Annotated in this window: 20 protein-coding genes; 5 read left to right on the forward strand and 15 right to left on the reverse strand. The window is 62.6% G+C overall.

Annotated features, from left to right (window positions below; all coding sequences use genetic code 11):
* Positions 1-61: 61 nt before the first annotated feature.
* Entirely contained in the window at positions 62-535 is a 474-nt protein-coding gene (locus AC26AR_RS09140) for a hypothetical protein (RefSeq protein ID WP_077371284.1), read from the reverse strand.
* Positions 532-1215 carry an SCO family protein gene (locus AC26AR_RS09145; RefSeq protein ID WP_488106805.1) on the reverse strand — a complete coding sequence of 228 codons (684 nt, stop codon included), beginning with the start codon at positions 1213-1215 and terminating at the stop codon, positions 532-534. The genes AC26AR_RS09140 and AC26AR_RS09145 overlap by 4 nt, the downstream gene beginning before the upstream one ends.
* Before the next feature lie 255 nt (positions 1216-1470).
* Between AC26AR_RS09145 and AC26AR_RS09150 the strand changes: the two genes are divergently transcribed.
* On the forward strand, positions 1471-1893 hold the full coding sequence (locus AC26AR_RS09150; protein ID WP_077371280.1) for a VOC family protein: 423 nt from the start codon (positions 1471-1473) through the stop codon (positions 1891-1893).
* 53 nt (positions 1894-1946) lie between these two features.
* Here AC26AR_RS09150 and AC26AR_RS09155 read toward each other — a convergent pair whose 3' ends face one another.
* The 9 genes from AC26AR_RS09155 to AC26AR_RS09195 form a co-directional block, all read right to left on the reverse strand.
* Positions 1947-3113 (reverse strand): hypothetical protein, encoded by a 1167-nt coding sequence (locus AC26AR_RS09155; protein ID WP_271302891.1) that lies wholly within the window; start codon positions 3111-3113, stop codon positions 1947-1949.
* 50 nt (positions 3114-3163) lie between these two features.
* Entirely contained in the window at positions 3164-4045 is an 882-nt protein-coding gene (locus AC26AR_RS09160; RefSeq protein ID WP_136939294.1) for a type II secretion system F family protein, read from the reverse strand.
* A complete protein-coding gene (locus tag AC26AR_RS09165; RefSeq protein ID WP_488106806.1) occupies positions 4042-4905 on the reverse strand; it encodes a type II secretion system F family protein in 864 nt (287 codons plus the stop codon). The genes AC26AR_RS09160 and AC26AR_RS09165 overlap by 4 nt, the downstream gene beginning before the upstream one ends.
* A gap of 1 nt (position 4906) precedes the next feature.
* A complete protein-coding gene (locus AC26AR_RS09170) occupies positions 4907-6343 on the reverse strand; it encodes a TadA family conjugal transfer-associated ATPase (protein ID WP_404982752.1) in 1437 nt (478 codons plus the stop codon).
* Positions 6340-7107 carry a hypothetical protein gene (locus AC26AR_RS09175; protein ID WP_279854746.1) on the reverse strand — a complete coding sequence of 256 codons (768 nt, stop codon included), beginning with the start codon at positions 7105-7107 and terminating at the stop codon, positions 6340-6342. The genes AC26AR_RS09170 and AC26AR_RS09175 overlap by 4 nt, the downstream gene beginning before the upstream one ends.
* Positions 7108-7117: 10 nt before the next feature.
* Positions 7118-9097: a pilus assembly protein N-terminal domain-containing protein gene (locus AC26AR_RS09180; protein ID WP_488106807.1), complete on the reverse strand. Its 1980-nt coding sequence runs from the start codon at positions 9095-9097 to the stop codon at positions 7118-7120.
* Positions 9098-9230: 133 nt separating this feature from the next.
* Positions 9231-9977: a CpaB family protein gene (locus tag AC26AR_RS09185; RefSeq protein WP_191237161.1), complete on the reverse strand. Its 747-nt coding sequence runs from the start codon at positions 9975-9977 to the stop codon at positions 9231-9233.
* A gap of 80 nt (positions 9978-10057) precedes the next feature.
* Positions 10058-10438: a hypothetical protein gene (locus AC26AR_RS09190; protein WP_488106808.1), complete on the reverse strand. Its 381-nt coding sequence runs from the start codon at positions 10436-10438 to the stop codon at positions 10058-10060.
* A gap of 269 nt (positions 10439-10707) precedes the next feature.
* Entirely contained in the window at positions 10708-11478 is a 771-nt protein-coding gene (locus tag AC26AR_RS09195) for an extensin-like domain-containing protein (protein ID WP_488106809.1), read from the reverse strand.
* 232 nt (positions 11479-11710) lie between these two features.
* Between AC26AR_RS09195 and AC26AR_RS09200 the strand changes: the two genes are divergently transcribed.
* Positions 11711-12721, forward strand: a complete 1011-nt coding sequence (locus AC26AR_RS09200) for an LLM class flavin-dependent oxidoreductase (RefSeq protein ID WP_176494097.1) — start codon at positions 11711-11713, stop codon at positions 12719-12721.
* Between the two features lie 102 nt (positions 12722-12823).
* On the opposite strand, the gene AC26AR_RS09205 is transcribed toward AC26AR_RS09200, so the two are convergent.
* Complete coding sequence (locus tag AC26AR_RS09205) at positions 12824-14455, reverse strand: BCCT family transporter (RefSeq protein WP_077371258.1); 1632 nt, start codon at positions 14453-14455, stop codon at positions 12824-12826.
* Between the two features lie 361 nt (positions 14456-14816).
* Between AC26AR_RS09205 and AC26AR_RS09210 the strand changes: the two genes are divergently transcribed.
* On the forward strand, positions 14817-15248 hold the full coding sequence (locus tag AC26AR_RS09210) for a hypothetical protein (protein WP_488106810.1): 432 nt from the start codon (positions 14817-14819) through the stop codon (positions 15246-15248).
* 258 nt (positions 15249-15506) lie between these two features.
* On the opposite strand, the gene AC26AR_RS09215 is transcribed toward AC26AR_RS09210, so the two are convergent.
* Positions 15507-16559, reverse strand: coding sequence for a capsular polysaccharide synthesis protein (locus AC26AR_RS09215; RefSeq protein WP_488106811.1), 1053 nt, complete (start codon positions 16557-16559; stop codon positions 15507-15509).
* A gap of 230 nt (positions 16560-16789) precedes the next feature.
* A complete protein-coding gene (locus AC26AR_RS09220) occupies positions 16790-17518 on the reverse strand; it encodes an HAD family hydrolase (RefSeq protein WP_176494099.1) in 729 nt (242 codons plus the stop codon).
* Between the two features lie 260 nt (positions 17519-17778).
* On the opposite strand from AC26AR_RS09220, the gene AC26AR_RS09225 reads away from it, so the two are divergent.
* Positions 17779-18570 carry an OBAP family protein gene (locus AC26AR_RS09225; RefSeq protein WP_488106812.1) on the forward strand — a complete coding sequence of 264 codons (792 nt, stop codon included), beginning with the start codon at positions 17779-17781 and terminating at the stop codon, positions 18568-18570.
* Between the two features lie 161 nt (positions 18571-18731).
* Here the strand turns inward: AC26AR_RS09225 and AC26AR_RS09230 are convergent, their stop codons facing one another.
* Positions 18732-18926: a DUF3008 family protein gene (locus AC26AR_RS09230; RefSeq protein ID WP_488106813.1), complete on the reverse strand. Its 195-nt coding sequence runs from the start codon at positions 18924-18926 to the stop codon at positions 18732-18734.
* Positions 18927-19201: 275 nt separating this feature from the next.
* Between AC26AR_RS09230 and AC26AR_RS09235 the strand changes: the two genes are divergently transcribed.
* The gene (locus tag AC26AR_RS09235; RefSeq protein WP_488106814.1) at positions 19202-20650 is read left to right on the forward strand and encodes an amidase; all 1449 of its coding nucleotides are present in this window, start codon (positions 19202-19204) and stop codon (positions 20648-20650) included.
* Positions 20651-20664: the final 14 nt, after the last annotated feature.

The following is a 20664-nucleotide window of genomic DNA, read 5'->3' on the forward strand; positions in this document are numbered from 1 at the left end:
CGTCGGTCAACGCGGGGTCACCGAACATGGTCTGGAGCCGTCGCGACGGCCCCGGAAGCGTTCACGCAAACACTGATGGGAAAGGCGGTGCCCGCCCGGGAGGACGTAGATGGACACCGATCTCCCGTCGGGAGACCGGCAATGGGCGAGGCGTGGCGTCTCGCCCGAGGACTGCCAGCATCAGTACCAGCACGGCGGCGATCAATGCCAGCGTGAAGGCGGCCATGCTGGCCAATGGGCAATCCGAGGCGGCAGAACTGTGAGTGATCTGCGCCTGGGAGCCACTCTCGCGTGCCGCGCGAGTGATCCAGTCGCTATCCCCGCTGACCCAATGTCCGGCGCCGGGACTCTCGAAGACAGCGTGATCATTCACCATCACCACACGCGGCGCTGCCAGTGGCATCACCAGCATCGCGGCCAGCGCCAGCAACATCACGAAGACCGCGTGGCCATTGGCCGCCGTCAGGCGTGACAGTGCACGGTGGAAGGAGACGGACTCATCTCGAGTCTGGCGCGAGCATGGAGCCGACATCATGAAGCCGACTCCGCTGGCAGATCATGCCCCGCGCCCTGATCTATCGAGTCGTGCACCGAGTCATGCAGCGAGTCGAGCAGCTGTTCGATGCGATCGGCCAGCTGGGCCGGCGTCTGACTGAGCGGCAAGGTATCGCGCAGATGGCCCTGATCATCGAGGACGAGAATCGCCACGCTGTGGTCGATCATGTAGTCGTCAGCAGGATGAGCGGCTGGACCGTGCTCGCGCACATGAAACTGGAGGCCCAATCGCTGCGTCAGGGTCTTGAGACTCTGCTCATCGTCCGGGGCCGTGCGAAGGCCTGTCACCGGCAGGTGGAAGGCGGAAAGATAGCGAGTGAGGACAGGCAGGGTGTCGCGGGCGGGGTCCAGGGTCAGGAACAGCGGGTGCAACCTGTGTTGATCCTGAAGGTCCAGGCGCTGCCAGACCATCTGCAGACGCGCCAGAGACAGCGGACAGATATCCGGGCAATGGGTGAAGCCGGGGATCAACAGGCTCAGATGCCCGGATTCATCACCGGCCAGCGTGCCGGGAGTCAAGGTGCCGCGCGTTGAAGACAGTTCCAGCGTCGTCGGCCAGGCCTCGCGCGGTTGATGGGAGGCATTGAACCCCATCACCAGCACGATCAACATGATAGCGAGAGCACTGAGCCCCATGAGGGCCAGTTTGCGCAGCGACATGAAAGCCCCGGAAGCATGGCAATGAGCGTCACCGCACGATGCGGTGCGCCTGGACGATGGGTCCTGACTCTGTCAGTTGCACGGATGCTAACGGTTCAGTCGCGAGATACGACAAATGCGACAAGTTGCCACGCCACGCTCGGTGCACGCTGCGATAGCGACAAGCCATCATGACCATCATCAGATTCAAAGTGCGTCGCCCTCGGACTGCCACGACACTAGGCTCATTCCCTCCCTCTTGTCATGAGGTCCCCCATGATTCAACGCCTGTCCCTGCACCCAGCCATTCTGGAGGTGCGCGATCTGGAAGCCGCCTGCCGCTTCTTCCAGGAGACTCTCGCCCTGCCCACATTGCTGCGCAACGCGACCAGCGCGACGCTCGAGCTGCATCACGCACCTGATGGGCAGACCAGCGTCCTGTTGTTGCAGTTGAGTGCAGAGCAACCGGACAGCCGCAAATTGACCCTGGAGGTGGATCGCGATGACTTCCCTCACGTCAGGTACCTGCTGCAGGCCCACGGTGCACACTTGATGGAAAGCCACGGCAGCAGCGCCCCGGGCTGTGCCTGGCAGGTCCTGGACTGTGTGTTGCCTGATGGGCATCGCCTGCGCGTGGTCAGCATCAACCCCGAGCGCTGCGCGCCGGTGATCAGCCGAGGTGTCAAGAACGCGCAGTGAAAGACGCGCAGTGAAAGACACGAAATAAAAAGACACGCCGATGGCTCATGCCGCTAGCGCCCTTCTCCATCCGGCGAGGTTCTGAACCAGACATTGCCTGCGCTGCCTGGTGACCGCAACTGGAAGGGCGCTGCCAGTCCTTCGAGTGCATTGTCGGAGGGATTCTCCGCAGAGGGCACGCTTTCCGCCAGCTGGAAGCCCCCTTCCGCGGAGCATTCAAGCGTGCCGGGGAGCAGGTTCGTTACCTGCTGCAGCAAGGGCTCGATCAGTCCCAGGTCAGTGGTAGCTCGCAATTGATCGAACAGCGAACGTACCAGTGCGGTCACCAGGTCACCGTCCTCCTGAAGCTGCGTCCCCACGGGACAGTACAAGGTTCCCACCTCCACTTCTGGAACGCAGACTCCCAGCAGACTGCAGGTGGGCAGGGCATTCACCGTGCCCAGGGTCGCATCCACCAACGCATCCACCGGGCCGAGGTAGTTGGTGAGAATGTCATCCTGCGCGACGGTCCCGGGGGGTGGCGTGCACAGGTCGAGCACCCCGGTGCTCAACAGACAGCTGGTATCCGCCGGCGGATTCTGTTGCTCTTCCAGCGTGAACGTCTCGCAAGGCGTCCCCGCGATCACCTTCTGCGATATCCAGCGCGACTGCACGTCCCTGCCGCTGAAAGGACATTGCTGGGGTGTTCCGCGATAGAGAAATCCCGGCAAGGCAGCAGGTTCGCCGGGGCCGATGGCATAGACAGGCCCGCCCTGCAGCGCATGCAGATAGCTGACACTGCCGGCATTCACGTCACCGGCGATATCACGGCTGTCGGTCGCTTCATCACTGGCGGACTTGAGACAAGGGTCACCACTGCAGTTGGCAGTGGCGTAATAGAGTGGCTCACGACTGGAGAAGCGGTCATCCCGTATCCCGATCAAGGCGCGACTGACCACGGGAGGCTGGCTGCGATCGAAATACAGAATGCGGGGGGCGTCATGCTCATCGACATCGAAGACCTCGCCCAGCGCGCGCCCGTTGGCATCCTCGACCACCAGCTCGCGTGACTGCTGGGTCATGTAATGCTTGAACAGGGCATCCCGTATCGCCGCCAGCCCGACCAGCGAGCCGATGATCAGGATCGAGGTGATCAGGATCAGCTCGATGGTGATGATGAAACCGCCCTGTCTGCCAGGCGAATGGCATGCGTGAGTGACCGACCTCTTATCTGCCGCCATGTGCTTTCCCCCGAGATGATTGTGCTGGCGAGGCTGTCGGCCTCGCCGCATTACCACAGCTCTCTCATCAGGATCAGAACCTCCTGAACGCGCAGACTGGCCGGAAAGATCACCAGCACGAAGAACAAGGGGCCGCCGACGAGCAACATCGGAAACAGCGCCTTGACGCTGCGTTGCTGCATCGCCTTGCGCTGGCGCTCGCTCTGTTGGCGCGCCAGCTGGGCGGCAAAGGCTTCCAGCACATCGTGCAAGGGGTTGCCCATCCGGTTGCCCGCCACCAGCAACATGGCGAACTGGTGCAATTCGCGGCTGCCAGTGCGCCTGGAAATTCGCGAGGCGGCTTCCTTGAGCGACAACCCGCCTTCCAGTTCTGCACTGAACAGCTCGAGTTCGAAGGCCAGCGGATGGGCAGGCGGCAGTGCCTGACGAGCAGCCTCCCGCAACGATGCGGCCAGCGACAGGCCATGGCGCTGATACGCCAGCGAGACAGCCAGCAGATGGCCCAGCGCTGCGGCGATGCGTGTCTGGCGTTCACGCCGACGCTGCCCCAGCCACAGATGCGGCAGGAGGATTCCCATCAGCAGGCCCGCCAGGCCACCAAGCCCCGTACCCATAACGCGCAGAACCAGCAAGCCCAGCAGAACGGGCAACATCAGCTGGAATACCCACCACCAGATCACGCGACGCGACTCCAGCCCAGCCTGACGCATGCGCCGACGTGGCGTGAGTGAGCGGCCTTGTCGGATGTCGTCGGGATTGCGCAACAGCTCCTGCAGCACCTGCGCGATGCCGCTCTGCTCCAGACGAACCTTGAAGGTGCTCTGCAGGGCCAGATACAGCGCCAACAGCGCGCCCAGCACACACAGGATGATGATGTCCGGCAGGTAGGCGTCGGGGAGCGACCATGACGGCAGCGAGGCAAGGCCATTCATGGCTGCTTCCTCATCATGTGACGCAGCCAGGCAAAGCCCAGAATCTGGCAGCACACGGCGCCCAGCAACAGCACGCTGCCCAGCGGGTGCTCCAGCAGCAATCTCAGCCAGTCCGGCTCCTTCCAGAGAATGAAGGGCACGATGGCGTAGGGAAGCAAGGCGATCACCAGCAGGGAATAGCGCGCGCCGGACAGTTCGGTACGCAGCTGACGGCGCATCTGGTAACGCTCATGCAGCGTGGGCAGCAGGGAGGGCAGCAGGCTTGCGAAGCTCATGCCACGCCGCTCGGCGCTGATCATCGCCGCCGTGAACAGTCTGACGCTCTCGCAGGGGTAGAGGCGCAGTATCCGCTCGCAGGCCTCGTTCAGTGACAGTCCCATGTCCAGCCGATAGACAAGCTGCATCAGTTCGCGGCGTGAGGCCTTGAGGGACGATGCCCCCGCCAGGCGCAGCCCGTTGCGCAGGTTGTCTCCCAACTTCAGGCTCGCTTCCAGCATGTCCAGCGCCTGGATCAGATCCCCCTCGAAGCGGAAGATGCGCCGACTGGCGAATTCATGCAGCAGGAAGCCGACCAGCAACAGGCTCGTCATCAATGCCAGTGAGGCAAGCAACAGGTTGCCGGGGAACCAGCCGAGGAAGATCACGAAGATCATCACGCTGCTTCCCCACACGCCCGCCACGAACAGCACCGGCCGCATGCTGATGTCCAGCAACGCCAGCAGACGCTCGAGACGTGGCATCTCTCGGCGGTGCATCAGCCCGAGCGTGGTATCCGCGCCCATGAAACGCTGCGCCTTGATCATGCTGATGATCAACCACAGGGCAGACAGCGCGATGCAGACCAGCAGCAGGATCAGCATGTCAGTTCCGCTGCGGTGACGGGCCCTGGCACCAGCCATCCCTGACACCGCTTGCCAGGGAGGCCCCGCGCGATGCCAGATGCGCGAGGAAGGCATCCAGCACCTCCGGGTCGGCCTGATAGGCGTCTTCATCACATGCCTCACCGGCCGGCATGCCTGCACGACGCTGCAACAGCTCACGAGGACGCGCCTCACCCAGCCAGGCCAGGCTGGCAAGCTGACGGTGACCATCGGCATCGCGCTCGAGATGCACGATCAGCGCCCCGCTCAGACGCACCATCTCCTCGATCACCTGACGGTCCGGGTGAGCACTGCTCATCAAGGCCAGTGCCAGCATGCGCACCGGCACATCCAGCGCGCCATTGGCATGCAGGGTGGTCAGGCTGCCGTCATGCCCCACCGTCATGGCCTGCAGCATCTCGAAGACTTCACCACCACGTGCCTCGCCGACGATGATACGGTCCGCGCGCATCCTCAATGCCGCGCGCAGAAGCTCCCCCAGCCCCTGTGGGCGCGGCGTGTCTCCGGCGACGGGGTAGCTTTCCAGCCTGACGACATGCGGATGCTGCAGATCCAGCTCGGCGCACTCCTCCACGCTCACCAGCCGCTCGCGCGCATTGATGTAACCGGCCAGATGGTTGAGCAAGGAGGTCTTGCCGGCCCCGGCACCGCCACTGATGACGATGTTGAGCCGAGCGACCACGGCCGCTTCCAGCAACGCCAGCAGGCCCGGACTCAAAAATCCGCTGTCCACGAGCCTCGCCCCGGTGAGATGGTGCCGGCGGAACCGGCGAATCGAGACGAGGATGCCATCGGGGGTCAGGGGTGCGCAGACCGCATGCAGACGACTGCCATCGGCCAGACGTGCATCCACGATGGGGTTTGAGGCATCCAGGTGCTTGCCGAGCGGCGCGATCAGGCGCGCGACGAAGCGCTGAAGATGCGCCTCGTCATCGAAACTGAGTGAGGTGGCCTCCAGTCGCCCGCCGCGATCCACCCAGATCTCATCAGCGCCATTGACGAGGATGTCACTGACGCTCTCATCACTCATCAACTCGGTGAGCGGACCGAAACCACAGAGATCATTGGTCAGACTGGCCAGCAGTCGCTCGCGACTGGGCCCATCGAGCTGGATCTGGTACTCCTCGCAGAGCACGGTGAGCGAGGAGGCCAGACGCTGCTGCACCCCTTCCATGGCAGTCTGATGATCCCCCTCCAGCTCACCCTGGCGCGTCGCAAGGCGACGGTAACGCACGGCCTGTCCCTGCTCATCGGCCAGACGCGTGACCAGTACGCGCTTGAGACGATCCATGATCTCAGGCGCGATCAGGGCACGTGTTTCAGCAACTGAGACCTCCTCCACTTCGCTCACCGCGAGGCGTTCAGCATCCTGTGAGGACGCTCGACCACGTCGCATGCGTGACAGTGCGCCGTTCATGAGGAAATCCTCATCCCACCAGCCGCTGCCTTCAGGGCATCGCCCCGACAGTGCCCTGCCGTCGCCAGGCGCAGCAGATGGGCACGTGCCGGTTGATGGTCCTGCCTGCTGGCCAGACTGGCATCGAACTGACGGCAGGCGTTCGCCAGATGCCCCTGCGCCTCATTGATCAAGCCACGGTGATACTCCACCCGCCAGGCCGGCGCCCCGAGACGCGAGGCCAGCGTCAACTGCTGCTCGGCATCGTCATAACGCCCCTCGACATAGCCCACCGCCGCCAGCCCTTCATAGAGACCGGCATAATTCGGGTGCAGCAACATGCCACGTTCAAGCACGTTGCGCGCCAGGGTCGTGTTGCCCTCTTCCAGCGCCAACTGACTGCGCAGCACGAAGGCCTCCGGCGGGTGCGAGGGCCCGATGCTCATCTGATCGAGGAAGAACTGGGCCTTGTCTCCACGTCCCGCCGCATGACTCAGCAAGGCATTGAAGTACAGGACTTCGGGATTGCGCGGGTACTCGACGTGTAGCCGCTCCGCTTCCCGCAGCAGGCGCTGGCAATCCACCATCGGGCTTGCCACATCCTCAAGCTCCAGACAGGTTCGGCCCTGCACCATCAACTGCTGATAGCGCTCGTTGAGGTACTCGAGGCGATCTCCGGCATCCGGGCGGGATTCACGCATGCTGTCGATGGAGCCACAGCCAGCCAACCACCCCACCATCACGCCCAGTACCCCAAGACGACACACGGATTCACGAATGTTCATGACGGACTCCTCAACGCGAAGATGGCAGACGACTCAGCGGCATGTCGGCAAGACGGCTGGCACCATCCGGGAAACTCCACTGGGCGACTTCATTGATCGGCTCCCGTATCAAGGTGGGGGTCACGATGATGACCAGCTCCTTGTCGACATCGGAACGATTGAAGGAGCGTGTCATCCAGCCGAGCAGCGGGACATCACTGGCGCCGGGCACGCGATCTTCCTGGCCACTCATGTCACGCGAGACCAGCCCGCCCAGAATCAGCGGCTGCCCGTCGCGCAGGCGTGTGGTGGTGCGCAGGCTGCGCACATTGAAGGCGGTACTGTTGAGTTCTGAGCCGGTGCTGTCGGCAATCTGCTGAGTCAGCAGGGTGTCCGGCGTCGAGATGGTGGGCAGCACATCCAGCGTGATGCGATCATTCTCGTCGACCAGGGCACGCACGCTGAGCTGAACCCCGAACGACTTGAAGTCAGTCCCGCTGAACACCCCGTTGGTATTGGCGCCCAGGGTGTCATCCTGGCCCACGCCAGAAGGCGCGAAGGCGGACGGGACCGGAATCTCGCCACCGACCTGGAAGACCGAGCTCTCGCCGGCCAGTACCGTCAAGGTCGGACGCGACAGCGTGCGCGAGATGCCTTCGTTCTCCATCAGGCTGAACAGCAGGTCAAAGGCGATGTCACTGCCGCCGATCTGCAGGTTGTTGATCAGGGTGCCATCCAGAATCTGCAGGGCATTCTCGAGCCCCGAGGCACCGGCGGCGCCGGTCTCGCCCAGCGCCAGCGGACCACTGGCGTTGTAGCCGTTGGTCATGATGCTCAGGTCCGGACGCCAGGCCTTCATGCGCGAGCGATTGACCTCATGCATCTGGATCGCCACCCGTACCTGCGGCACGTCACGGACCTCGATCATCGAGATGAGGCGCCCGCCCGCGATGGAAAGCACCTTGGAGCGGGCGATATTGTTGCGAATGTTGTTGCTCAGGCTGCCGCCACCACCGACACCACTGCTGGAGGTGATCGAGCCTCCGTAGCCCCCGGCGCGAGCGTTGTCCCCCATCAGCGCCCCGGACTCATCCGCCAGCACATCGATCCCCGCATCACCACCGGCCAGCGGACTGCCCCCGACGACGCGCGCCGCGACGTTCAGAATCCGCGTCAACGCCACCTGATCACGCACCTCCCCTTCCAGCAGGAAGGTATCGAAGAGATCATTGGGCATCTCACCGAATTGCAGCCGCCTGACCGTGACCTCCTCTCCCCCCAGCGACGCGATGGCCTCCTTGAGCTTGTCGGCAATCGGCTTGGGCTTCTGGGTCACCTTGATGAGGTTGATGACCGGGCTTGCCATGCTGGTGCTCATGCCCATCGTCGGTGCTCCCGCTGGCATTCCCGCGGCAGCAGGCTGGATGCCACCCCGCTGACCGGAGAGCAGGTAATCCATCGCGGCCTGCTGGGCGGCTTGGCGATAGTCTGCCGTGGGCACCTTGCCGCGCATCACCAGTACAGGCCTGTCCGGGGCGGAATGAATGGAGATGGAGGGGTGAATCTCGCGCAGCGCACTGCCCAGGACACTCAGATCCGGGCTCACGCTGAACAGAAAGGATTCGTTGCTGCCATCGGCGTACCACACCATCACCGTGGTACGACCGACTTCCTTGCCCAGCATCAGGACTTCCCGGCCGCCGATCACCTCGACCTCGATGATGCTCTGCTTGCCGACGGCAATGCGTTCGATGTCCTTGCCGAAGGCCAATCGCGCGTGCGTCCACTGCACCAGGGTGCGCGAACGGGAACTGCCGCTGCTGTAGGCCGTATCCACATTGATGAGCCCGGCGGCGGGGAGATCACTGCCGGCCAAGGCCGGCTTTTTCCCGGCGAGGGGAGCATTGTCCACCTCGGCCGCAATGACGAGGTGACTTGTGCCGGCACTGAAAAGTGCCAGGCACAACAGGAGACGAGGGGTCTCGGAAAGAAGAGTGGAAAGCTTGTTCATGGGCGCTCCGGGGTAAGGCTGATCTCGAGGATCACACCGAGACCGCTGATCCAAGAAAGACGTTTTCGGTATTCCTTTCACGAATCGTCGGGCATCAGATGAGGAAAAGGCCCTCTCTCCACCAGCGGAAATCCTACAGCGTTATGTCCACGCTTCGACGCTGCAATCCCTGGAAGATCTCGATTTGACGCGTCTGAACGGCAGGTGCGATTGGCAAGCGATGTTTGACCTCCTTGCCATGCAATACCAATGACACTCTTTCCTGGGCGCCCAGACTTGCAAGCCGGAAGATATCCTCAGGAAGAGCCGCGATGACCAGGCCGGATGTCTGACTGGAAGACTTGCCGATGACCTGAGGTGACAGCGATGACAGGGGGCCACTCTCCACCGGAGAAGGCTGCGGATTGTTCATGGTACCCATCAGGCGAACCTGCTGAGCGATGACACGGACTCGCCCGTTCAGGCTACCGATGACATCGAAGGTATCACTGGGTTTTATCTGTGAGACGGGGAAGGAATGGCTCGCCATGGGGAGCGAGAAAAGTACTCTATCCTCAGGAATGTAGTGCGAGAGACTTTGACGTTTCACCGGCTGGAGATCCTGGGACTGGATGACATCCCCCGGCAGACGATTGCGCGTCATGACCTTGCCGATTGCCATGCTCATGTCCTGCAACCCTCCTGCCACATCCTTCATCATCTTGAGCTCCAGCATCTGAGGGGTGACGATCTGACCCCGAGCGATGAGATCGTTGGCCACCAGCACCTCTTCAGCCCCCACACGCTCGTACTGTCGATACCCCAACAGGCTTGCCATCGAGGTGGATATCAGGAAAACGACCATGGCGATCGTCGTGCTGCCATTGAGACGAATGTTCATGGCATCCTCCGACATTCAGTTATGGCATGGCGGGCGGGCCGGGCATCCTGACGCTGATACCCGACCCGTGGCGATGTCGATTACGGAGTGAAGCTGCTGGCACTTGCCGCATCACCCGCAGCGCCACCCGTACTTGGCCCGGAGCCATTTGCAGCGCCGGACTCGGTGAAGTCGACCGCCACAAAGTCAAAGGTGACTTCGTCACCGGCATTGGTATCGGTACTGTCAATGAAGCCCGATCCTTCCAGGAATACCGTACCTTCCGCGTTAACCAGACCATCAAATGCATAGGATTGATCAAGCTGGCCGATAGCTTCTGCCACATCTTCCATTTCAGCCGTCAATGAATCTCGCATGGTGACCAATCCGACGACCATGCCGATTACCATGACGGAAAGAATCAGCACCAACTCGGTCGTCATCACGAAACCTGCCTGGGACTTCTTGGTTGTCTTTTTCATCTGAGAATCTCCAGTGAGGATATCTACGTCAGCGTCGCTTTCCTGTCCGACAATTCGTGGCCACCGTCAGACTTTCATCTGCATCGTCTGCCCACGCCATGAAGATTAATGGGTTCTGAGAGTTTCAACTGCAAACCAATGTGTCGTGCCATGTCACACCGGAAATGGCGAAGTCATCAGACATGAAAAAGGCACTGTGCGAGTCGCATCAGTGCCCTTTCGATCAAGGTTGGCCGGCTTGGCAAGCGCCGCTCAGACGCCGTGAGGAATCACCGGCAGAATCGCCAGCCCCGTGTGCCGAGATGGAAATGATCACGATGTGCCGCGTTGTAATCTGGCCCCAGCACGGTGCCGAAACTCTCGCAGGCAGCGTCCTGCACGGCGCGCAGGAAACGCCCCGGGGCAGCCTCATCCTCTGGTGCCGTCCAGTCGCGTGGCAGGCGGACCTGACGCCCATCCGCCAGCGTGAAGCCTGAGACATCCAGCGCATCTGCGGTGGCATGCTCACTGCGACGTGCGTTCTCCCGCCTATAGATATTGCGACAGGCATAGCTCCCCAGATGGGCCACCTGCGCCACCCTACTCCCCATCACCTCCTGCGCCGCCGTCTGCAGGCCATGGCGCTCGAAACGCAACCAGCTCACGGCCAATGGACAGCTGGCGATGAAGGACTGGTTGAAGCGAACGCCCTGCCCCTTGCCCGTGTCCCCGGGCACGGCATGCATACGCACGCTGTTGATAAGCCCACAGCCACTGTCACTGGAGCGATCCGGCAGAAAGGTCACCCGTTGCGGGGCTTCCCGCTCGAGAAAGGCGCGACAGGCGGCCGGGTCATCGTCGAGTCGTGAGAGCTTCCAGCCGGTCAGCATGCCGGGCGGGTCGCCCAGTTGCAGGGGCGTCCACGGCAGATGATGCGCGGGTATCCAGCGTGACAGCACGAGGATGTCCCGCTGAAGCGCGACGCCCAGCAGGATGACTGCCAGGCAGGTCAGCGTGACCCACCGGCCCTTGTGTCCTGCCTTGCGTTGCGGTCTGTCCATGACATGTCTCCTCTTCGTGACTCGAGCCCCTCGTCGCCGCGTTAGGCTCCCGGCATGCCCGAGACATCTCCCATGCATGCCATATCAGAAACAGTGAAATGAAGGATGAGGCGCTGCCAGACACTCGCCTGTCCACTATGCTGGGCGCAATCCAGCAGAGCGGTCAGACGCACCCTGATGGGCCGCGATTCTCTGGCTGCCTCTGCACGGCAACGCGATTTCAGGAGCGAACATGACGACAGCATCCACCTCACGACTGGGCAGGATACCGCTCTCGGTGCTGGACCTTGCCCCCATCCGAGACACCGGCAGTGTTGCCGAAACCTTCCACAATAGCGTCAGCCTCGCCCAGCATGTCGAAGCGCTGGGCTTTCATCGCCTGTGGCTGGCCGAGCATCACAACATCGATGGGATCGCCAGTGCCGCGACATCAGTGCTGATCGGCCATGTCGCCGGCAAGACATCACGTCTGAGAGTCGGCTCCGGCGGCATCATGCTGCCCAACCATCCCCCTCTGGTGGTGGCCGAGCAGTTCGGCACCCTGGCCACGCTCTATCCTGACCGCATCGATCTGGGACTCGGGCGAGCGCCGGGCTCCGATGGCATCACCATGCAGGCGATGCGCCGCGATCCCTCCGCCGGCGTGCACGACTTCCCTCAGCGGCTGGCCGAGCTTGAGCAGTACCTGGGCGAGGCTTCCCCCGCCCAGCGCGTCAAGGCCATGCCGGGTCAGGGCACTCATGTGCCCCTGTGGCTGTTGGGGTCGAGTGATTTCAGTGCACGCCTGGCGGCCGAGAAGGGACTGCCCTTCGCCTTCGCCGGCCAGTTCGCGCCCGGCTACATGCTGGAGGCCATCCGGCTCTATCGTGAGAACTTCACGCCCTCCGAGGTGTTGGACGCGCCCTACGTGATGCTCGGCCTGCCGTTGATCGCCGCCGAGAGCGATGAACGCGCCCACTTCCTGGCCAGCACCCAGCAACAGAAGTTCCTGAACCTGATCCGCGGTGAGAGCACGCGCGCCCTGCCACCCCGCGAGACGCTGGACTGGTCAGCGCGGGAAGAAGCCATGGTCGGCCAGAATCTGGCAGCCGCCATCATCGGTGGTCCTGAGCGCATTCACCGCGAACTAGAGCACTTGCTGGAAGTGACGCAGGCGGACGAATTGATGTTCAACTCGGACTTCTATGACCACGCGGACCGTCTGAAGAGCTACGAGATACTGGCCGAGGTCGCCAGGCGTTGACCGAAAGGGGATTTCCCCACCACGCCCCACCCTCCTGCCCCACGCAAGACGCCGCCCACATGACATGTGAGCGGCGTCTTGCTGTCAGAGCACGGGCTCGGCTCAATGATGATCGCGCGGGTTCACTCGGCGATTCTTGACGTCCGGCGCACGACGGATGCGGTCTTCCTCGGCCAGGCTATCAGCCTCGAAGACATCCGCACCGACCGGTGTCTCGCCATGACGGCGATAGAGCTGGCTGAGCATCTGGCGGCGGTCTGCACGCAGCTCCTTCACCAGCACCACGATCATTCCGTAAAGAATGAAGGTGAAGGGCAAGGCCGAGAGGACCGAGGCCGACTGCAGGCCCTTGAGACCGCCCGTCGAGATCAGCGTCAGACAGATGGCCGCGATCAGCACGCCCCAGACCACACGCTTGTAGAGCGGCGGGTTGATCGAGCCGGCGTCCGTCATCTGCGCCACGATATAGGAAGCGGAATCCGCCGACGTCACCAGGAACACGAAGATCAGCAATATCGCGACAACGGACAGCACATTGCTGAAGGGCATCAGATCGAACATCTCGAACAGCGCGGACGTGATGTTGGCATCCGTTGCGGCAGCCAGCCCGACATCTCCACCCAGCTCCATGTTGAGCGCCGCGCCACCGAAGACACCGATCCACAGACAGGCCAGCAGCGGAGGCACGATCAGCACGCCCACCACATATTCCTTGATGGTGCGTCCCCGCGAGACACGCGCCACGAAGGTGCCGACGAAGGGTGACCAGGCGATGACCCATGCCCAGTAGAAGACGGTCCAGGAACTGTTCCAGTCATTGCCGTCATAGGGCGACATGCGCAGACTCATGCCGATGAAGTTCTGCAGATAATCGCCGATCCCCAGCGTGATCGTCTTGAGGATGTCCAGCGTCGGCCCGGTGAACAGCACATAGAGCATCAACGCGATGCAGATGCTCATGTTGAGGTTGGACAGCCGCTTGATGCCCTTGTCGAGCCCGGACCAGGTCGAAGCCATGTAGGCACAGAACATCACCCCCATGATGATGAACTGCCACTGCCAGCTCTCCTCCACTCCGAAGACGAAGTGCAGACCACCATTCATCTGCAACACACCAAGCCCCAGCGACGTCGCGACCCCCATCACGGTGGCCACCACCGCGAAGACATCCAGAACTGGCCCGTAGCGGCGCACCTTGGGGTGCTTGGCCGTCACGGACGACAGCACCGAGGAGACCAGCCCCGCCTGCCCTTTCCTGAACTGGAAATAGGCGATGATCAGCCCGACGACAGAGAAGGCGGCCCACTGATGGACGCCCCAGTTGAAGAAGGCATATTGGATGGCGTAGCGCGCGGACTCAGGCGTCTCCCCCGGCATGTCACCGAAGGGAGGCTTCAGATAGTGCTGCATGGGCTCTGCCATGCCGTAGAACACCAGCCCGACCCCGAACCCCGCCGCCAACAGCATGCTGACCCAGGAAAAGAAGCTGTAGGAAGGCCGACAATCCTGCGGCCCGAGGCGGATCTTGCCATATTTGCTCAGCGCGAGGCTGACCAGAAAGATCACGAAACCAAAGACGGAAATCAGATAGAACCAGCCGAACATGCTGGTCACGGCGCCAAGCGCCTGATCAGCCAATTCACCGAAACGGGTGGGGAATCCTGCCCCCAACGCGACCAGACCCAGAATGATGATGACTGACGCGCTGAATACGCGCTTTCCTCCAGATGTCATATATCGCTACTCCCTGTTAGCTGTGACAGCGGTGAGGTGGATCGCGCACCAGCGAGAAACGAGTAGCGCTATCGCCAACGAATATTCGCAGTGCCTTGTAGACATGACTCTGATTCCCCAGAACTTCAAGGGCTAGCGACGGAAAACTTGCGTCTGGCCGGCGCTGGGTGCGCCAAGGGGCAGGCAGATGACGGGTGTCATCCTGATATCGGAAAGCGGTGTGAGAATTCATGGCAGGCGAAGCTTGCCAGATGATTCCTGACAGGCAGCTCCTGACAGGCATTGGCGAGCACGCCGAAAGACTTCTACATTACTTGTACACAAGTGATAGAAACATGACCTGCCACGGAGAGAATCCCCGATGCCTGTTCAAGCCTCCACCTCGCGCCACACGGCGAATACCGAGACTGCCACCCTCCCTACAACGCCCCCTGACACGCTGCATGTCAGCTCACCTGCCGAGCGGCAGGCTGAGACCAGCATGACGCTCAATTCCCTGTCGCGCGCCCTACAACAGGGTATGGTGCCGGTCGTCGAGGTCATGTCATTGGATGGCATCTACAAGGTGCGCATTCACCACTGCCACGGCATTTCCGATCTGACTCGCCTTGATGGCAAGGCCCTGTGGTTCAAGGGCACGGGAGAGATACGCGATCTGATGAGATCGCGGGGCATCAGTCACGGCGTGCTGACCTGGGCGGATCAGTGGGGGGATGAGATGATCGGCATGGTGTCGCGCTCCCTCACTCAGGAGGAATTGCTGGCCTGGGGAACGCGGATCTGCTTTCGCTAGCGATGACACGCCCAACGCCTCGCAGGCTCTGTGGGGCTCTCCGGCAAGCACGCCCTTCTGCCATCAGCTCCTGCTGCCAGCTCCCACCGCTACGTCCCATGACAAGACAGGCCCCCGGAGAGACTCCGGGGGCCTGTCTTGTCGTCTTGCTTTCTTGCGTCACCCTCGTGTCACTCTTGCATCACCCTCCCGCCGACGCCGCTGACCTCATCTGTCGACACCCAGGGATAGACACCGAGGGATGGACACTGGCCAGGCTCAGACCTCGGCCGCTTCTGGCGCAGTCTCGGGATGCCTTTCCAGCAGCGCCAGCAGGTGGGCCTTGCGTGCCTTGAACAACTCACGGTGCTCGTAGTCTCGCTTGTAGGTCTGCTTGGAGACCACGGCCGTCTCGAACACCTCGAACGGTGCACCATTGCTGGCGAAGCGGTTGTCCAGCGCCATGAACGCCTCGATCAGAGAAGGCGTGTAGTGCTGACGCAGGCTCTCGTTGAAGAAGTAGCCCACCGAGAAATACGGCATGAAACCGTGGCGCTCGGCGTCCCGAACGAAATCGGCATACAGCAGCGTGGGATGCTGACGTCCGATCCCCAGCTTCGCGTGATTCTTGGCACGATTGGACACGAATACGGCCGTCTGGCGTGGCTGGAACAGATGCTCCACGAACAGTGCCAGAACCCGCGTGACCACCGGGGACCCTTGCCGGGCAGCGATGAACCAGGCTTCCACGGGCCGGCTGGGTGCCTTGTACTGACGGAAGGTGAAGACGCCATGTCTGGCGGTGGCGCCGGGCAACCATGTCGCGAGCGGCGCCAGGCAGAACGTCGTGGCATCCGCCCAGATGCCACCGAAGCGACTCAACAGATAGAGTCTGAGAACATCCGTCTTCATCGCCATCGACAGCCTGACGGTGGATAGCTCGAACGCCGCCATGAGGTCCACGCCCAGCACCTGCTCGAGATTGTCAGCGTTCAACAGGCGCACTTCGTGGTCCGGATTCTGTCTCTGCCAGGATGCCACGCTCAACTGCACCACTTCCGGCGCCTCTTGTAGCGGGGCATGCCAATACATCCAGATGATCTTCTCGACGCCCTGCTGCTCTTCGCACGTCTGGTGTCCGCTCGCCTGGCATTCGCACGCGGCGCGCAGATGCTCAAGCGCCGCAGAGGCTTGCTGATGCCGAGGGGTGCCGGGCTCAAGCTGGTCAATGCCGTAATGGGCGTCGTAGCGACGACTGAACCAGGGGACAAGCTTGCGCAGCCAATAGCCCTTGTTTTCAAAGGTATCACTGGCAATGAAGGCGTTGATCATCACGATTTCCGAAAGACGAAGAGGTAGCTCCAGAAGCCACGAGGGAGCGATGAATGGACAGGACTGCCGGCATCTCGACACGCGACGGTATCAGGCGCAGCGGCTTGCGGCGCTGTGGCGACACCCTTGTGACGCTTTTTCGATGACGGCACTCCCGCGATGTTACAACAGCCAGCCAGTGCCGTCCTGCGGGTTCATGATGTCAGTCGTTCACCTCGGACGGCATCGTGTCATGCCGGCTCCTGCACCTGGTGGCCTGCCTCCCGGCAGCGTTCGGGGAATTCCTCCCAATGCTTGATGAGCTGCCAGGCGCCGGTATCCCGCAGCACCTCGGCGTGGCCCGGCGGAATGTGGCTGGCCCCCAGATGCCCCACGACCTTGAGACCCGCAGCCACGGCTGCCTGCATTCCCGTGCGGCTATCCTCCACCACCAGGCATTCCTCGGCGGAACGCCCCAGCGTCTTGAGGGCGAGCAGATAGAGGTCGGGCGCCGGCTTGGGGTTGATGACGTCATCGGAGGTGAAGATCGGCAGTTCCCGGTCGCCATTGGCCGCGGCGATCTCGTCCAGAATGCCACGCAGTCCCGAGCTCTCGAGATTGATCTTCATGCGTGAGGCGGAGCTGTTGGACACCACCGCCAGGGGCAGGCGCTGATCGCGAATCCACTCGAGCGTCTTCACCACGCCCGGCATGGCCTCGAGGCCATTGGCGAGACGCTGATCCACCTCCAGACGAACCTGCTCCAGGGCATCGGCCGGCAGGCGATGCTGACTGCGGCCTTCCAGGTCCACCAGGATGTCGCGCGTCATCATCCCCAGGCAGCGATCCAGCTCATGCTCGATCTGCTCGCTCGTGCCGAGATCCGGCAGCCACAGCGGCAGCTTCTCCTTGAGCACGCCGTCGGCAATGATCTCGCTATCGACCAGGACTCCGTCACAATCAAATATCAACTGTTTCATTCAATCTCCAGGCAATCAAAGGGAGGTGCATGGCATCGGCCTGTCACCCGAGTGGCTTGTCAGGGCAACGATGACGCCATGACAATCAGCATTCTCACATTTATGAGGGCGGAAGCGACACAAGGCAATCCTTGAGCACGAATTGCCGTGTTTCGAACATCACCATCGCGCATCCCTTGACCGCGCCAAGCAAGATGCACTGCAATGATAAGGTGTGACAGGGATTCTCACTTACTCGAGACGACCACGCAGGAGGAAGTATGCATCCTCGTACGTCCACCCCATGCCATCACGCCTCACACTCCACGCGCGGCTTCGGCACTGGCCTGCTCGCTGGCGCGGCCGCGGCGACCGCCTTCTTTCTGGGACGCCGTCTGAACAGTGCTCGCAAGGTCAGCAGTGGCCATCCGCTCAAGCACCAGGTGCTGGACGCGGCCTCGCAGGTCATGCAGCGCAAGTACCCGATGGAAGCGATGAGCACCTACCTCAACGGCTTCCACCATTACGCCGATGACATGGGCCGCCAGGTGGAAGCCAGTCATTTCTGCATCCATCTGGAACATGATCTCCACCAGTGCGTCATCTTCGATTCCAACCGCAGCGACGCACGTCTGATCGGGATCGAGTACATCATCAGCGCCGAACGTTACGAGCGTCTCCCCGAAGAAGAGAAGCCGCTCTGGCACAGCCATCACTATGAGGTGAAGTCCGGCATTCTGGTCGCTCCGGGCATCCCGGAACTGGCCGAGCGCAGTTACTTCGAGGATCTGGTCACGACCTACGGCAAGACCTTCCACACCTGGCAGATCGACCGCGACGACTTCCCCTACGGGATTCCGCAACTGATGATGGCCTTCACCCGTGACGGCCAGATCGACGAGGAGCTGATGAAGCGCCGCGATGAACGCCTGGGCATCAGCACCGAGGAGCGGCGCAGCAAGCGTGCGGACATCGCGATGCCCAAGGTCAGTCCGAAGGCCAATGGCGGCCCGACACCGCCTGACAGCGAGTCGCATCAGCCGCCTCACGAGAGCCTGGACGACCAGCGCTGACCCTCTCTCGACAGCGAATGACGCGACTCATGACAGCACTCATGACAGCACGCCCGGCAATTGCCGGGCGTGCTGTCATCTGAGCAAACCACTCGGGGTGGCTTCTTCTCGGCACCGCCTCGATCGTGGCGGTCGTGCTGGTTGTCGTTCTGGTCGTCGTGCTAATCCTCGCTCTGGTTGTCGTGCCGCGGTTTTCCCTCGCGTGAGGTGGAGGCCATCTTCTCGAGTTCCTCCTCGCTCATGGAGTCGTACATCGAACGCGCAGCGCCCTCCAGCTCGCTCGCCTTCTGCTCTCCCCGGCGCGCGGCCAACGCCGCTCCTGCTGCCATCTGCTGTGCCCTGGACTTGGCTGGCATGACTCTCCTCCCGTCACTCTGGATGACTTTCATGCGCCATGATCGGCGCCAGCGAGCCTGACGCGGTGGCTCGCTGTCATGCTCATTCACCGCCATGCGGCTCTCCCGCGAGCTTTTCAAGCCTCGACAAGCCTTGAGTTTCTCCCCGCTGACCCAAGGCCATGAACAACAGGCCACGTCTTGTCAGCGATGCGCCAGCCACAGCGTACCGCTCGTCCATGCAAGCGCCACATGCCATCCATCGATAGGCCCCGTTCACCCGCAGGAGAGCCGCCATGCCCGACGCCGAATTCCCCCACGACCTGACGCCACATTCCGCCCAGGATGACCTGACCACCCTGGACGCCGAGCAGCTGTCGCTTGGCTATCAACGTGGCCAGTTCGACCCTCTGCAAGTGACACAGGCAGTACTCGCCCGTATCGAGCGACTCAATCCGGCGGTCAACGCCTACGTGCATGTCGCGCATGACACGGCGCTGGAGGCGGCGCATCACGCCAGACAGCGCTGGCAGGCGGGCAAGCCCCTGAGTCCGCTCGATGGCATCCCGACCTCGCTGAAGGATCTCACCGATGTCGCCGGCATGCCGGCGCGCGAGGGCTCGCTCACCACGGTAGCCACGCCCTGTCAGCAGGACGCCCCTCCGGTGCGGCGCCTGCGCGAGGCAGGCGCGATTCTGCTGGGCAAGACCAATACCCCCGAGTTCGGCTGGAAGGCCGTCACCGACAACCGCGTGCATGGCGCCACCGGCAATGCCTGTAATACCGCGCTGACCCCGGGCGGCTCTTCAGGGGGTGCGGCCACCGCCGCCGCCCTGAACCTGGGAGTCCTGCATCAGGGCGGGGATTCCGGTGGGTCAATTCGCATTCCCGCCGCCTTCAGTGGTGTCTTCGGCTTCAAGCCCACCTTCGGCTGGACAGCCCAGTGGCCTCCCGCCCAGGCCGCGTCCCTGTCCAGTATCGGGCCGCTCACTCGCAGCCCGCGCGACGCCGCCGCCATGCTCAATGTCATCGGCCGTCATGATGCACAGGACCCCTACGCCACCCGCGGACAACCCGAGGATTGGGGCGTGGAGATCGGCACGCCACTGACAGGCCTGCGGATCGCCTACTCCCCGCGCCTCGGGCAGGCCGATGTCGACCCCGAGATCGCCAGTCGAGTAGCACGCGCCGCAGAGCGTCTGGCAGGGCTTGGCGCCGAGATCGTGGAGGTCGATCCCCCCATCGACTCAAGCCTCGAGATCTTCCGCAAGATCTGGTTCACCGCGTCGCTAGGGGTCTGGAAAGGCTGTGATGCCCGCCAGCGCGAACAGCTCGACCCCGGCCTGGTCGAGAATGCCATGCGTGCCCGCGACTGGACCTCGCTTGAGTTGTTCGAGGCCTTCGAGGCCAGGCACCGGCTCACCCAGCAGCTTGAGCGCTTCCATCAGGACTACCCTCTGCTGCTGACGCCAAGCGTCGCCGTCCTCCCCTTCGCACTGAATCATCAGGTGCCGCCCGCCAGCCAATGGCACGACTGGGAGGAATGGACGCCGTTCTCGTACCCCTTCAATCTGAGCGGCCAACCCGCCGCCTCGGTCCCCTGCGGATTCACTTCGCAGGGACTGCCGGTCGGCTTTCAGCTGGCAGGCGCCAGGCACGCTGACGTCCATCTCCTGAAAGCAGCCACCGCCTATATGGACGCCTACCCGACCGCGCACCCCGCCGAGCCCTACCGCCCGAGGTGAGATCGCGCGGCCGC

It is taken from the genome of Cobetia sp. PS-4MA (assembly GCF_057670765.1).